Source organism: Cryobacterium sp. TMT1-62, from assembly GCF_004403145.1.
Classification (GTDB): Bacteria; Actinomycetota; Actinomycetes; order Actinomycetales; family Microbacteriaceae; genus Cryobacterium; species Cryobacterium sandaracinum.
The window spans coordinates 45,682-59,953 of sequence record NZ_SOGZ01000027.1 but is presented as its reverse complement, the minus strand read 5'-3'; the positions used below and the strand labels follow the sequence as shown (position 1 = coordinate 59,953).

The following is a 14,272-nucleotide window of genomic DNA, read 5'->3' as shown; positions in this document are numbered from 1 at the left end:
CGTTGTCCACCTCAGTCTGTTTGACGACTACCCGCGCACCCATCCCTCGGGCACGGAAAAGACCCGTACTAGCTTGGCCGGAGCACCAGCGACAACAGTGTTGGGTTCAACATTCTTGGTGACGATCGAACCAGCGGCAACAACGGAATTTTCACCAATCGTGACGCCAGGGGAAATGATCGATAGCCGACCGAGCCATACATTCCTGCAGATGGTGATCGGAGCCGCAACTATGGGTTCGTCTGGAGACACTTGATGATAATTCGTGTCTTGGATGGTCACAAGATCCGCAATCTTGACGTTGTCGCCGATCATGATCGTTGTCATTGCCGCGATGCTCACCCCCTGATTCAGGAACACGTCCTTACCAATGTTTAGGGTTCCCTCCGTACCGACTGCAATTCCCACGCGGAACCGTTGGCCTCGGATTTGGAATCCAGGTCCAATTCGAAGTGTTCCCTTGTTCTTTATTTGGGGGAGCAGGCCGTAAGCACGTGAAACCCCTTGCACGTGCGCCCGGGCTACACGAAGAACAATGGTTGCCTTGATGACTTCCAGCACGTTACCGAACATCAGGCACCATCACCCACCGGTAACTCGTGGGCTGTCTCGTCTTGACGCTTGCCGCCTCAGAGATCACGGAAATTCACCGCCGCGAGCACTTGAGCCTTTTGCACACCTGCGACGATATCTGCCACAGTCTCGTTCCGACTGATTTCAAGCTCACGGAGCCGCGCTGTGACTTCGGCGGCGAATCCGGCAACTGGATCAATACAGAACCTCGGCGTCCCAACCAACTCCATCAATCCGAGAACTTTGCCTTGCGTAGCTAGAACAATTGATGGCACTCCCACACTGAGGGCAAGGATCGACAAGTGCATCCGTCCCGTGACGACCACGTCAGCCTGGGCTGCAAGGGCCTTGACCTCCGAGGGCGTGAGGAGCAGGTCCACGTGATCGATCGTCGCGTGGTCGCGGTTGAATCCGATGAAACTTTTGATAACTGGGATATCCGTCGAAACGTGGGGGAGCAAGATGACTTCATATCCGAGTTCACGGAGCGTATGCACGATGTGGGTGTACTCCTTGCTCTGATCAAAGCTTGCGTTGATCAACCCGCTCATGTTCACGATGGCAACCCGCTTCCCGGCGGCGACCCAACCTCGGAGAAGTTCTTCGTAGCTATTAGATGCGGAGATTCCTTCGTGTAGAAAAACTACGTCGGCGGCCTCAAGCGCTACGCCGATATTGTTCTCGAGCAAACGAGAGCGCGAGTGCGGATCACGAGCAATGGCAATGACCCCGTTGAGGACGGCGCTACGCGCAGCTCGCTGAATTTGTCCGTCCACATTGTTCTTCCAGCTGAATCCAAGCACCCTTGTCGGGACCATGGCCTTTGATGCCGCAGCAGCCAGGCTCCATTCGAGTGACGAGGGGCGTCGGCCGTATCCACCATCCATCACGTCCGCTCCAACGATCGAAAGCGACCGGGCGCCGCGAAGGGCCCGTGCGAACGTCATGACGTTCAGGAGCCGGCTCAGGCCGCGCCCATAGATGAGGCTTGGGAGAACCACTAGTTCGACCCTCGCGCGGTTGAGCGCCTCCGGTACATCGAAAGCATCGATATTGCGGACAATGACCTTTACGGGTCCATTGACGTTCGCCAGAAAGCTCTCGAACATGGCTTGGTCGCCGATGTTTCCACCCCCCGCTGAATTTATAAGGACATGCGCACCCGCACTCTCCCTGCGTCGCCGCGAGCGGGAACCCGCTCGAATAGCTAGAGAATCAATCAAGGAGGTAACAGATAAACTCACTCGGCTGTCTAGCGCTGAGATGAGCGTAGCCTTGGCAATCGATTTCATCGAGGTGCGGTCCGGAGTATTTAGGGGGGTGTTAACGGTTGTCAAAGTATCTCTTTCCATTTAGTCGTTGGTCGATCTGACCATCACAGCTTCCGTCGAACTGACTGCAATGCGGACACAGTTAACTGGAGAAGTTCGATTCTCAGAGGACGAACAACGAGGGTGAGCGCAAGACCAACGATCGCCCCACCCGCGTTTATTGCGAACTGCAGAAACGCAGAATCTACGGGCACCAGTAATCCAACCAAGAGCCCGCACCCTGCCACGGTCATCGCTAGACCGATGCCCCTGAGAGCTATTGGTGTAGTTTCTCTCACGGGGAAATCGCTGATGCGGCGGAGCCAGAATAATGAAACGGGCCAGGAAACCACCAGCCCTAGCGAGTACCCCGCCGCCACGCCAAGTGGCCCCCAGGTGCTACCAATCACGACGCAGAGAATTACGAATGTCTTCGTGACTAGATTGTAACGAAGAAGCGATTTGGTCAGCGCACGTGCCAGGAAAACCCAATATCCCGTGTAGGTCATCACCTGAAATAGGGCGCCAATGCTTAGAAGTTGAAGGATCGGTGCTGATTGAACCCAAGCGGGCCCAAGAAGTATTCGGACAAATGGGTAGGCGGTGGCAACAAGCAGACCGAAGAATAGCGACGCAATGTAGCTCAGCATGAGCTGAATACGGGTGACCGCTTGAACAAAGACCACTTTTGATTCGACGCGTGACAAAAGTGGAAGAACGACGTTAGAAAGTGGGCCCAGCAACTGGACCACGGGCAGCGTGATTATCTGGAACGCTCGGTTGTAGAGCCCGAGTGCCGCTGCGCCGGAGCGGGCCCCTAGGATGATGCTGTCAACGTTGTAACTTATGTAGCCGACGATCTGAGCCCAGCCCAAGTGCCATCCGTACTGGAGAAATGGCTTGATCTCAGACCTGCGCGTCGGCAGTCCAGGGACCCACCGCGCCAGCGCTACCCGGAGGATGCAGAGGGTGGCAGCTATTCCCAACTGCAAACCCACGAGCGCCCAATATCCTGCTCCTGAAAGCGCGAGAATCACTGCAACGCCGAGGCCTGCTACCTGTGACCCCACATCTGTGGCAGCGAGTGTGAAGAATCGATGATTTCGAGTGAGTTCGACCTGGAACTGCGTCTGAATTCCATTCAAAAGAAAAGTGACCGAGATCGCCAGTATCACGTTCACCAGCCGAGGGTCACCGTAAAGAGACGCGATCAAGGTGGCTGCCCCGCAGCAAGCACCCGCGAGGGAGAGACCGAGCAGAGAGTTGATCCAAAATAGATTGGATTTTTGTGCATGTGAGATCGTCTTGGCCTGAACTGCCGCTGAAGAAAGACCGAAATCTCGGAAAAGTTCCCCGACTCCGACAACAGCCATGACCATTGCTAGAAGACCAAAATCAGCGGGCGAGAGCAAGCGCCCAAGAACAATCAAGTTCACAAGCAGCAAGCAGAGCTTGATGACTTGGCCGGTTACTACCGCTGCGCCGCCTCGGGTGGCAGTGGCCGAGAGGCTCAACGCCAAATTCCCGGTTGGGTGACCCAGAAGCCAATGCGGCAGGTAGATCTATTCCGCATCTTTATCGCCGCGGTGGATGCCATGCGCGCGCTCAACCCAGAATTCCCAACCTCTTATAGACTGTGAAGTAGTGGAGTGTTAGCTTGTCTCGCCAGCCTTTTATACAACACATCAGTCCCGATCCTAGCGTCCGGAGTGCTTTGCGTTTTAGCGCGCACGGGCGGTGAATGGCGATAGTCGCACTAGGGTTCGATAATTTAAGCGCCCATTGGCGCCGCCACCGTTATGGCTGCTGAGGAAAGCGGCTAGGCAGTCGCGCTGCCTGAGCGTGCGCAAGCCACGCTGGCATCTGTCCTCGCTCCTTCAAAAGTAGCCCGGTAATGCTCGGAGAGCGCCAAGGAACTGCTTTTCAATGAGCGGCGACACGCACCCTCACCGATTGTCTTGAGCAAGGAGGCAACTTGCATGAGAATGTCCGTAATCGGCTGTGTATACCTTGGCGCAGTGCATGCATCGGCAATGGCCATGTCGGGCCACGAGGTCGTGGGTATTGACATCGATGCCAGCAAAATTGCCCAGCTCTCCTCCGGAAAGCCGCCTTTCTGCGAGCCCGGGCTTTAAGAAATTCTCACGTCGGCCATGGCCTGGGGCCGGCTGCGATTTAGTACGGATATGGCAGATGCCGCAGATGCACAGGTCCATTTCGTAGACGTCCGAACCCCTCAGAAACTAGGTAGTCATTCCGCAGACCTCCGCTACGTCGACGCTGCAGTTAGCGCTCTGCTTCCATACCTGAGAGCAGACGACCTCGCTGTGGGAAAGAGCACCGTTCCGGTCGGCACGGTGGCCCAAGTGGAACCCGGCCCGGCCGGGGGACACTTGACGCAGCTCCTAAACGAGGTCTTCGCGTTGGCGTTGGCCGCCCAAACTCCCCTTATCGTGACCGACTTCGCCACGGCTGAGCTGGTGAAAGTCGCCGCAAATGCCTTCTTGGCCACCAAAATAAGCTGCATTAGTGCAACGTCTGAGATCGCAGATAGTTTTCCGAGGGTGCCCAAAGCCTAAACGGTGATGAGGCTTTGGCCATCGTGAGGAAACGGTACGCGTTTACCGACGGGGATTTCCAATGAGCTCGCAATCAGCAGGTGTCCTATAAAGCAGTGCTGGGCAAGAAGACCCTTAATGCGGAGACACTAATCAACGCGGGTAAATTAAGCGGTCTCATCGGCCCGGTGGCGCCCTTCGTCGCTGTCGATGGCGGGCTGAACGCGGCCTATGCGGCGGGTCTTTCAGTGGAGATAGGTGACGTGCGTGTGGGCGACGTTTCCTTCTTCACGCTTCCAACGGCGGGCACCCGAACTGCGCCCGACGGCCAGTCGATTGTCGTCATCGGTTAGGACAAGCTGGCTATCGTGCAGCGGGGATTCCAAACCGACACATTGAATGAGTATCAACCTGAGTAGCGGGCCATATGGCGTAGGAGGAGTTTCTGACGGCTGCTCCTAAGCAAGTGGCAGCCGCGCCCTTCTCTTCTCCCCGGGACAGGTCTATGGTCTGGTCACCCACCTATTTGGCTGCCTAGGAGGCAACGCTATGCCAACGCGACTCGCCCGACCGTCACTGCGCAGGTTTTGGCCTGTACGTCGTAATCGCTGCCTGCAGTGTCGGCGCCCAATTACGGCCGTTCTGGTGACGCGGTGGTGCTCCGCCGAATGTGAGGATTACTGGGTTCAGGACTGCATCTAGTCTTCTCCTAACTCGAGGTGTGGATCAACTCCGGTGCGGCCCCGACCTAATTCTTTCCGCCATGTCTGCATTGTCGCGGCACAGAGCCCGTTGCTCAGCGGCGGGGGAAAGCTCGTGGCGGTTAGCGGTTAGCGGTTGGCGGTTGGCAATGCGAGTGATGTAGAAGACGTTTCCTAGACCGAGGAGCACGAGCAGGCCGAGGCTGCTCACCAGAACAATGACGGGGTCAGGGCCGGACAAGCTTGAGGCTGCCACCGCACTGGCGGAGTCTGTCGTGTATAGGGCCGCGGATGGCGCGTCGCTTGCCCTGGTCTTCGGGTGCGCGCCACCACAGGTTGCAATTGCAGTTGAAGAGATTCCGCTGGCGTGGTGGTGATGCCGCGGGCGCTCAGATCCGCGATGTCCGAAGCTGGCTCCTCTGGGAGCAGACCCTCGTGGGCACACTCAAAACCCAAGCTGCCGCGATGGACTTCGTCGGGGTCGGCGCCACGTCCAACGAACTCTCGGCTGCCACGAGCAAGGCCGTCGACCAAACTCACGATCCGCTTTGGCGGGCCGCAGAACTCATCCCCTTTGCCGGAGTGAACCCCACCGCGGTGCGTGAAATGGCCGAAGTTGTTGACGTAGTGGCCGAGCAAGCGGTCGCACTTATCGCCACAATCGCATCCGGCCTGAGTGCCGCGTCGCTAAAGCCCGTCGAAGGGAAGATCAATCTTGGGCCGATCGTGGAGCTGAATACAGCCGTGTCAACTGCGAGCACAGCCCTCAACTCGGCGGCATCATCCGTAGCCGCGATTAGTCTCGATAGCACCGTCGACCAAGTCATCGCGGCCGGTATCAAGCTCTCCACCATGCTCGACGGTGCGGCAACCATCGTGGGGGACGTGAGCTCGTTCACCTCGGTGGCACCCGATATTCTCGGCGCATCCGGGCCCCGCACCTACAGCCTGATTTTCCAGAACCTCGCCGAAACCACCGCGCTCGGTGGGACCGCCGCCGCCCTGACCGAGGTCACCATTGACGATGGGGCGATCAGCATTGCCCGACAGGCGTCGCGCCAGGGCTCCCCGTGGCGGGACGGCAAACCGGTCGTCACGGAAGACCCCAAGCTCTCCGCACTGTACACACAGCTGATGTTCACGCGGCTGAACCTCTCAACGAGTAGGCCTGACTTACCCACGGCCGCCCGGTTCACCCAGGCCTTCTGGCAGCAGGACTTTGGCGGCACCGTCGACGGTGTTATCTCGATCGACCCCGCTGCACTTGCCCACATGCTCGGTGCCACCGGTCCCGTGGCGATGAGCACGGGCGATGTGCTCTCCAAAGACAACGCCGTGGCTCTGCTGCTGAACGAAATCTACTTCCGCTACCAGGGCAAGAAAGGACCCGATCAGACGGATGCGTTTTTGCTGAGGCAGCCAAGACGATGTTTGACGCGGTGACCAATTCGAAGGCTGAACCGCAAGACATGGTGAAGGCCGTGAGCCAGGGCGTCAACGAATACCGCATCATGGCGTGGAGCTCGCACACCGAGGAGCAGAAGATTCTCGCGGGCATTCCGATCGCCGGCATCCTGCCCACAACGAATGAGGACTCCACCACCACGGGTGTGTTATTCCGAGACATGTCGGCGCCCAAGATGGACTTCTACCTTGAGACCGCCGCGACGCTCAGCACGGATGTCGGCACCGCGGAAACCCCGACCTTCACCACCACCGTGAACCTGCGCTCCACGCTGACACCCGAACTGGCGGCAAGCTGCCGAGTTATGTGGCCAGCGGCGCGGGGGGCGTCAAACAGTCCCACACGGAGGCATTCGTCCACGGGCCTCCCGGCACGACCTCTGCGTCCTCGTCGATCGCAGCCGACGTCGGTGCGGAACTTGAGACCACCACCGATGATCTCGGCCGGCCGGTGGCACGGTTCTCGGTAATGCTTACCCCCAGTCAGACCAGTGCGGTCACGGCCGTCTTCACCGGGCCGGCCGGCACCTACGCGGCACCGGAACTCCGCACGACCCCGATGCTGAATCCGACCACGGTCACGGTCGATGCCCCGGCTGCGATCCTACGAAGTAGTAGGGCGGCTATACGACGCACTGACCGTCTCATCGATTCCACGCATGCTGGCCAGCAGGGCAGTCACTAATAGGCTGAACCACATGGAAGAGAACGCATGAAGATTTCGGTTATCGGCTGTGGCTACCTCGGGGCGGTGCACGCCTCGGCGATGGCCGAACTCGGTCATGAGGTGGTGGGCATCGATATTGACGCCCGCAAGATCGAGCAGCTCGCCGCGGGTAAGCCGCCGTTCTACGAGCCGGGTCTGCCTGAGATTCTCACCTCGGCCATGGCCTCGGGTCGGCTTCGCTTCAGCACCGACATCGCCGATGCGGCCGGCGCCCAGGTGCACTTCATCGGCGTTGGCACCCCGCAGAAGGCAGGCAGTCACGCAGCCGACCTCACCTACGTCGACGCCGCCGTGCAGTCTCTGTTGCCCCATCTCGCTGCCGGTGACCTGGTCGTGGGTAAAAGCACGGTGCCGGTCGGAACCGCGGCTCGCCTGGCCGCCGTGATCGAGGCCTCCGGCAACGGCGCGACCCTCGCTTGGAACCCCGAATTTCTGCGCGAGGGCTTCGCAGTGAAAGACACCATCAGCCCTGACCGGCTGGTCTACGGCGTCCCTCCTGGCGAGGCCGGCGAGCAAGCAACGGCATTGCTGAACGAGGTCTATGCCTCGGCGATGGCCGCGCAGACTCCATTGATCGTCACCGACTACGCCACCGCCGAGCTCGTGAAGGTCTCAGCGAATGCGTTCCTCGCCACCAAGATCAGTTTCATCAATGCCATGTCTGAGATTGCCGACGCCTCCGGGGCGAACATCAGTGAGCTGGCCGACGCCATCGGCTTCGATAACCGCATAGGGCGCCGCTTCCTCAATGCCGGGGTCGGGTTCGGCGGCGGCTGCCTACCCAAGGACATCCGTGCGTTCACCGCCCGTGCTGAGGAACTCGGCCGGGGCGACTCGGTCGCCTTCCTGAAGGAGGTCGATGCGATCAACCTGCGGCAGCGGCAGCGGGTCGTGGCAATGACTTTGCAGGCGCTGGACAAGCCCGTCTACACCGCGAAGGTTGCCGTACTCGGGCTGAGCTTCAAGCCGCACTCCGACGACGTGCGGGACTCACCGGCACTCGACGTGGCCGTGCAGCTGCGGGGGCTCGGTGCCGACGTTGTGGCGACCGACCCGCAGGGAATCGAGAACTCAAGGTTGCGGCATCCGCAACTCACCTACTCGACCAGTATCGAGGAGACCTTGCGTGACGCGGACGCAGTGGTGCTGGTCACCGAGTGGGCCGAGTTCAAGCAGATCGACCCGGTCTGGGCGGCCACACTCGTGCGTGTTCCCATCATCATCGACGGCCGGAACACGCTCGATGCGGCCGCGTGGCGGGCTGCGGGCTGGACGTACCTGGGGCTCGGTCGACCGTGATGACTGGAGTATCTCATGCCCCTCTGACGAAGCCGAAACGCCGAGGACGGCGGATCGTGCTCATCGCCATCGCCGCAGTAATCCTCCTCGTCGCCGGCACCGCGGGTATCTATGTGTGGAGCCTGAGCAACACCTTCGACACCCAGACAGTGAAGATTCCGGATGTGTTTCCCGACGAGGCGTCTCGCCCGACGGCGGCACCCGTCGATGCGGCGAGCGGGCGGAACACGAGCGGGCAGAACATCCTTCTGCTCGGCTCTGACACGCGGGGAGCCAACGATGGGTCCATTGCAGACCTGACCGGCCAGCGCTCGGACACCATCATGGTGGTGCATGTGCCGGCGAACCGCAAAAACATCTACGTCATGTCGATCATGCGTGACAGCTGGCTCGAGATTCCGGGCCGTGGCGAGGACAAGATCAACGCCGCCATGTCCTACGGCGGAGTGCCCCTCGCAGTGCAGACCATTGAAGGTCTTCTTGGTGCACGCATCGACCATGTGGCGATTGTCGATTTCACCGGTTTTAAGGGCATCACAGATGCGCTGGGCGGCGTGGCCATCGACAATCCGATCGGATTCGACTCGTCCCATCTGAAGGGGCATTACTTCGCCGAGGGGACGCACCTCTTGAACGGGACGGAGGCGCTGGCCTTCGTGCGGGAACGTTACGCCTTCTCTGACGGCGACTTTCAGCGCGCACGTAACCAGCAAGCCTTCATCAAGGCCGTGCTCGGCAAGTCGCTGACGGTGGAAACCCTCTCAAATCCCGCCAAGATCAGCGGTCTGGTCGGAGCGATTGCTCCCTACCTCGCCGTAGACGAGGGGCTGAACTCGGCCTACGTGGCCGGTCTGGCCGTGGAACTGCGCGACGTGCGTGTGGGTGACGTCACCTTCTTCACCCTGCCGACAATGGGCACCGGCACCTCACCGGACGGCCAATCTATTGTCGTCATCGATCAAGACAAGCTGAAGGCTGTGCAGCAAGGGTTCCAGATGGACACGCTCGATGCGGTCCAGTCGGAGTTTCAGACGATGGAGTGAACGGGCGGGCACCACGGAGCCGGCGTGCGCGCCAGCCGATACTGGGCGATCGGCCGGCATGGGTTAGCGTACGTAGGTGACTGATTCAACCGACGACCGCGCCGCCGCTCACGCCCGACCTCGGCGGGTAAAGAGCCGTCACCGGCGAGTTCTGATCACCCTCACCGTGCTTATCGGACTCGTCGTTCTGCTCAGTGCCGCCGGGGGATGGGTCGGCTCTCGGGCGCTGACTGCCAAGGCAGAGCTCGAAAAGGCGCAGACCCTCGTGGGTGCCCTGAAGACCCAGGCCACGGCCATGGACTTTGCGGGCGTCGGTGACACATCTACGAAACTCTCCGTCGCTACGAGCAAGGCTGTCGATCAGACTCATGACCCGCTGTGGCGGACTGCGGAAATCGTTCCGTTCGCTGGCCCAAACCTCTCTGCCGTGCGCCAGATGGCAGAGGCCATCGACATGGTGGCGCAGGATGCGGTCGCGCCGATCGCGTCAGTGGCGTCAGGCCTGAGTGCCGCGTCGCTGAAGCCCGTTGACGGAAAGATTAACCTCGGGCCGATCGTGAAGCTGAACACAGCCCTCGCCACAGCGAGTACCGCGCTCGATTCGGCGGCGGAAGCTGTTGCCGATATTGAACTCGACGGCACCATCGAGCAGATCAGCGCGGCCGGCACCAAGCTCTCGACCATGCTCGACGGCGCGGCAACTAGCGTGAGGGACGTGAACTCGTTCACCTCGGTGGCACCCGACATGCTCGGAGCCTCGGGGCCACGTACCTACATTCTCGTTTTCCAAAACCTAGCTGAGACAACCGCGCTCGGTGGCACTGCCGCCGCCCTTACCGAGGTCACCGTGCTCGACGGCAAGATCAGCATCGGCCGCCAGGCGTCTAGCCAAACCTTCCTGAAAGACGCCGTGAGTCCGGCGATTGGAGAAGACGCCAAGGTCTCTTCGCTGTTCACCTCGCTGATGTACACCAGACTGAACCTCGCGACCAGCCGGCCCGACTTCCCCACCGCAGCCGAGATCGCGCAGGCGTTCTGGCAACGGGACGTCGGCGGAACCGTCGACGGAGTAATCTCAATCGACCCCGTCGCTCTGGCGCACATGCTGGGCGCTACTGGCCCGGTCACGATGAGTACCGGTGATGTGCTCTCGAAGGACAACGCCGTGGCCCTGCTGCTGAACGAAATCTACTTCCGTTACCAGGGCCGGGATGGGCCTGACCAGACCGACGCTTTCTTCGCTGAGGCCGCTAAAACCATGTTTGACGCCGTGACGAACTCGCAGGCCGAACCGCAGACCATGTTGAAAGCCGTCACCCAAGGTGTCAGCGAGCACCGCATCATGGCGTGGAGCGCCCACCCCGAGGAGCAGAAGATTCTCGAAGGCACCCCTATCGCCGGCATCCTGCCCACAACCAACGATGAGTCGACCACCACGGGGGTATTCTTCCGGGATATGTCGGCATCGAAGATGGACTTCTACCTCGAAACCGGCGCGACGCTCAGTACGGATGTCTGCACCGCGGCGACCCCGACCTTCACCACGACGGCCAAGCTGCACTCCACCCTCACGCCGGAACTTGCGGCGGTGCTTCCGAGCTACGTGGCCAGCGGCGCGTGGGGCGTCAAACAGTTCCGCACCGAGGTCTTCGTCTATGGGCCTCCCGGCACGACCTTCGTGTCGTCGTCGATCGACGCCGTCGACGGGGCCGGTCTGGAGACCACCACCGACGACCTCGGCCGGCCCGTGGCACGGTTCTCGGTCATGCTGACCCCCGGTCAGACCAGCGCGGTCACGGCCGTCTTCATTGGCCCCGCCGGCACCTACGCGGCACCGGAACTGCGCACGACGCCGATGCTGAACCCGACCGCGGTCACGGTCGACGCCCCCGGCTGCAGTACCGCGAAGTAGACAAGCGGGTGCACGGATAACTGAGCGGCTCACCGATTCGCTGGCAACACGGTAGACGTTCCTGCCGCCCTGTAAGTCTGCGCCTCAGCGGCGGGAGAAAGACCGCGGCTGCTGGCGATTGGCGAAGCGAGTGCGATAGAAAAAGTTTCCAACGCCAAGCAGCACGATCAGGCTCAGGCTGCTCACCAGAACAATGACGGCGAGCGGAGACAGGCTTGAGGCCACGGAACTGGCGGAGTCCGCCGAGTCGAGCACCTCGGACGGGGTGGGGGTCGCGGTGGCCTCCGAGGTGGCTGCGGTTTCAGGTTGCAGCTGCAGTTGAAGAGGCGCAGTTGGCGTGGTCGTCGTGATGCCGAGCACGCTCAGGTCTGAGGCATCCACAGCTGTTTTCTCGTCCGAGTCTCGATCGCTGGACCGCGAGCTGCTGTAATTCGAGCTGCTGTAATTCGATCTGCTGTACTGCGAGCGGCTCCCCGCCGGCTCTTCATTCGAGGTCGTGGTCGGGCTCTCCTGGGTCACAGGCGCGGGAGCAACGGCTTCGGGTGCAACGGTCAGGTCGGCGGGTGCCGGTTCCGTCGGCGCTTGGCTGACCTCCGGTTCGGGTGTGTCAGTGGCCGGCGTGTCAACCGGGCTCGGGTTGACCGGGGTGGACGTTTCGGGCGGGGTCTCCGGTACTGGAACGGTCGAATCATCCGACGTTACGACCGGCTCTTCGTTGGTCGCCGTTGAGGGCGGTTCTTCGGCCCAGGCCATGATCGCGGGAGAGCCGATCGAGAGCGCTAAGGCCAACGATCCGGCGGCGATGGCCGCCCCCCATGCCGACGTAGTCAGCTGAAGCCTGTGTCGCTAGAGCGTCATGGTGATAGCGGCAAAACCGGTGATTCCCGCGGCGGCGGCCGCGACGAAGAGAAACGCGTATTGAAGTCGCTTGTGACTGCGCCCACGTCGGAGCAGAGCTTTGTGCCCCATCTGCTCGGGGCGGATCCTAGTCACGTTTTAGCTTATGGCGGGTGTGATCGTGTGGAATACGATCCTGCGTCCCCAAAAAGGGGGTGGGCGTGCACTGGCGGGCTCTTGGCGTATGCAGGGGTTTCGCGTGGTGGAGCGGCGGCCTTGTGCGAGTGTGTGGAAGGCATCCCAACATCCGCATTCCTGGTCGAATGGTCCGAACTCGTCCAGAAGTACCAACGGCTGGCGGCACTCGGTGGGCCGGGGCCGTCGCAGTAAGCTGGTGAGGGTGAACCTGGCGCCGACCGAGGTTGCGGAATGGCGACATCCGGGGCACTCCAATGGCGTGGTCACGTTGCGAGCTTATGCAGCGCTGAGCGGCGCTGAGCGGCGCACGAGGCGAACTTGTGCCCCCAGTGGCGGTGCCCCTAGGAGCGGTGCCCCCACAAAATGAACGCAGAATTCGGCGGCCGGGGCCCGGGACGGATTTCGTGGCGGAGATGGGCGACGACGGCGCGAGTCGACCACTCCCGTTTCAGGACTGCTTCAGTCGTGCCGGAGCACTCTGCGCGGGCACGGAAGGTTGGGCGTCCAGCCTGGACTTCCAGGCGAGGAACGGGCGCTCCACCAGCCACCAGCTGATCGTTGCCGCCAACAGAGTGATCGGCAGGGAGAGCAGGGGGCCGTGAGGGATCGCCGGCGTGGCACTCAGCCACAGCACCACCGGGTAGTTCCACAGGTACGCCGCATACGAGATGGTGCCGAGAGCCAGTGCGGGCTTCAGCCACCGTTTCGGGAGGGTCTTCCACTCACGCAGGTGCAAGATGATCACCACCGTCAAGAGAGCCACCAGCGGGCCGATCGCCACGTACGTGAGGTGCCAGCTCTTAGCGATCGGGGAGAACGTGATCATCATCAGAATGCCCAGGCTGAGGAGTGAGAGCGCAGCCCGCGGAATGCCGGATTTGGGGAGGAGCCGGCCCAGAGCATCCTGACCCACGTAGGCGGCGGCGCCGATCACCATCGCGATCGCCCAGGAGCTGGGCAGCGTGTAGATGCGCGTAATGTCCGGGGCTGTCATCAGCATCGACGCGATCATGACGGTGGCGATGGCGAGCACCGATACCGCCAGCACCCAGCGCATGCGACGGAACCGCACCCCGATGGCCAGCAGGATCGGCCAGACGAGGTAGAACTGTTCCTCGGTGGCCAGCGTCCACAGGTGGCTGATGCCCGAACTGCCCAGCGGGATCGGCAGATTGCCGGTGTAGGTGATGCCGATGAGCAGGGCACGGCCAAGGCCGGCCCTATCGCCCCAGGGGTCAAGAATCAGCGTGACCACGGCCAGAACACCCAACATGAGCACCAGTGCGGGAACCAGTCGTAGTGCGCGATTGCGGTAGAAGCGGCCGTATCGCACCCGACCGAAGCAACCGATGTCGGAGAGGAGCAGCCCGGTGATCAGGTAGCCGCTGAGGGCGAAGAACATGACGACACCCACGATGCCGCCGCCGCCGAACGTGGACGGCCACGCGTGGCGCAGCAGGACCAGCCCGATGGCGAGACCGCGAATGAGGTCGAGGCCTTCGATGCGCCCGTGTCTACGTGTTTCGGGCACCAATGGTCCTTCGTTCAAACGGCAGTGTGACCAGACTACCGAGCGGGCTGAGGGTTCGAGCGAGCCTGACCCTCACTGGCCGAGGTGCGTCACTGTTTTTTTCTCGGTCAGGTGAATGA

General features: G+C 61.3%; 13 protein-coding genes and 1 pseudogene. 9 read left to right on the top strand and 5 right to left on the bottom strand.

Annotated elements, in window-relative coordinates:
* Window positions 1-27: 27 nt before the first annotated feature.
* From E3T34_RS07450 to E3T34_RS07440, 3 genes are all read right to left on the bottom strand, one after another.
* The gene (locus E3T34_RS07450; RefSeq protein ID WP_134342613.1) at window positions 28-573 is read right to left on the bottom strand and encodes an acyltransferase; all 546 of its coding nucleotides are present in this window, start codon (window positions 571-573) and stop codon (window positions 28-30) included.
* A gap of 56 nt (window positions 574-629) precedes the next feature.
* Window positions 630-1,865: a polysaccharide pyruvyl transferase family protein gene (locus tag E3T34_RS07445; RefSeq protein ID WP_255570926.1), complete on the bottom strand. Its 1,236-nt coding sequence runs from the start codon at window positions 1,863-1,865 to the stop codon at window positions 630-632.
* A gap of 83 nt (window positions 1,866-1,948) precedes the next feature.
* Window positions 1,949-3,397 (bottom strand): lipopolysaccharide biosynthesis protein, encoded by a 1,449-nt coding sequence (locus E3T34_RS07440; protein ID WP_166785854.1) that lies wholly within the window; start codon window positions 3,395-3,397, stop codon window positions 1,949-1,951.
* A 465-nt stretch (window positions 3,398-3,862) separates the two neighbouring features.
* On the opposite strand from E3T34_RS07440, the pseudogene E3T34_RS07435 reads away from it, so the two are divergent.
* From E3T34_RS07435 to E3T34_RS07400, 8 genes and pseudogenes are all read left to right on the top strand, one after another.
* Window positions 3,863-4,435 (top strand): annotated as a pseudogene (locus E3T34_RS07435) (UDP-glucose 6-dehydrogenase); the annotation flags it as partial.
* 107 nt (window positions 4,436-4,542) lie between these two features.
* Complete coding sequence (locus E3T34_RS07430) at window positions 4,543-4,794, top strand: hypothetical protein (protein WP_134342610.1); 252 nt, start codon at window positions 4,543-4,545, stop codon at window positions 4,792-4,794.
* A 696-nt stretch (window positions 4,795-5,490) separates the two neighbouring features.
* Window positions 5,491-6,585 carry a DUF4012 domain-containing protein gene (locus E3T34_RS07425; RefSeq protein ID WP_206750597.1) on the top strand — a complete coding sequence of 365 codons (1,095 nt, stop codon included), beginning with the start codon at window positions 5,491-5,493 and terminating at the stop codon, window positions 6,583-6,585.
* Complete coding sequence (locus E3T34_RS07420) at window positions 6,582-7,076, top strand: hypothetical protein (protein WP_134342608.1); 495 nt, start codon at window positions 6,582-6,584, stop codon at window positions 7,074-7,076. The genes E3T34_RS07425 and E3T34_RS07420 overlap by 4 nt, the downstream gene beginning before the upstream one ends.
* A complete protein-coding gene (locus E3T34_RS07415; protein ID WP_134342607.1) occupies window positions 7,076-7,291 on the top strand; it encodes a hypothetical protein in 216 nt (71 codons plus the stop codon). Before E3T34_RS07420 ends, E3T34_RS07415 begins: the two co-directional genes overlap by 1 nt.
* 27 nt (window positions 7,292-7,318) lie before the next feature.
* A complete protein-coding gene (locus tag E3T34_RS07410) occupies window positions 7,319-8,632 on the top strand; it encodes a UDP-glucose/GDP-mannose dehydrogenase family protein (RefSeq protein WP_134342606.1) in 1,314 nt (437 codons plus the stop codon).
* Window positions 8,633-8,688: 56 nt separating this feature from the next.
* A complete protein-coding gene (locus tag E3T34_RS07405; protein WP_166785852.1) occupies window positions 8,689-9,675 on the top strand; it encodes an LCP family protein in 987 nt (328 codons plus the stop codon).
* Window positions 9,676-9,751: 76 nt separating this feature from the next.
* Window positions 9,752-11,587: a DUF4012 domain-containing protein gene (locus E3T34_RS07400; protein ID WP_134342604.1), complete on the top strand. Its 1,836-nt coding sequence runs from the start codon at window positions 9,752-9,754 to the stop codon at window positions 11,585-11,587.
* Between the two features lie 84 nt (window positions 11,588-11,671).
* On the opposite strand, the gene E3T34_RS07395 is transcribed toward E3T34_RS07400, so the two are convergent.
* Window positions 11,672-11,968 carry a hypothetical protein gene (locus E3T34_RS07395; protein WP_134342603.1) on the bottom strand — a complete coding sequence of 99 codons (297 nt, stop codon included), beginning with the start codon at window positions 11,966-11,968 and terminating at the stop codon, window positions 11,672-11,674.
* A gap of 229 nt (window positions 11,969-12,197) precedes the next feature.
* Here E3T34_RS07395 and E3T34_RS07390 point away from each other — a divergent pair, with 229 nt between their 5' ends.
* Window positions 12,198-12,422 (top strand): hypothetical protein, encoded by a 225-nt coding sequence (locus tag E3T34_RS07390; protein ID WP_134342602.1) that lies wholly within the window; start codon window positions 12,198-12,200, stop codon window positions 12,420-12,422.
* Between the two features lie 648 nt (window positions 12,423-13,070).
* Here the strand turns inward: E3T34_RS07390 and E3T34_RS07385 are convergent.
* Window positions 13,071-14,153, bottom strand: a complete 1,083-nt coding sequence (locus E3T34_RS07385; RefSeq protein WP_166785850.1) for an acyltransferase — start codon at window positions 14,151-14,153, stop codon at window positions 13,071-13,073.
* Window positions 14,154-14,272 lie beyond the last annotated feature (119 nt).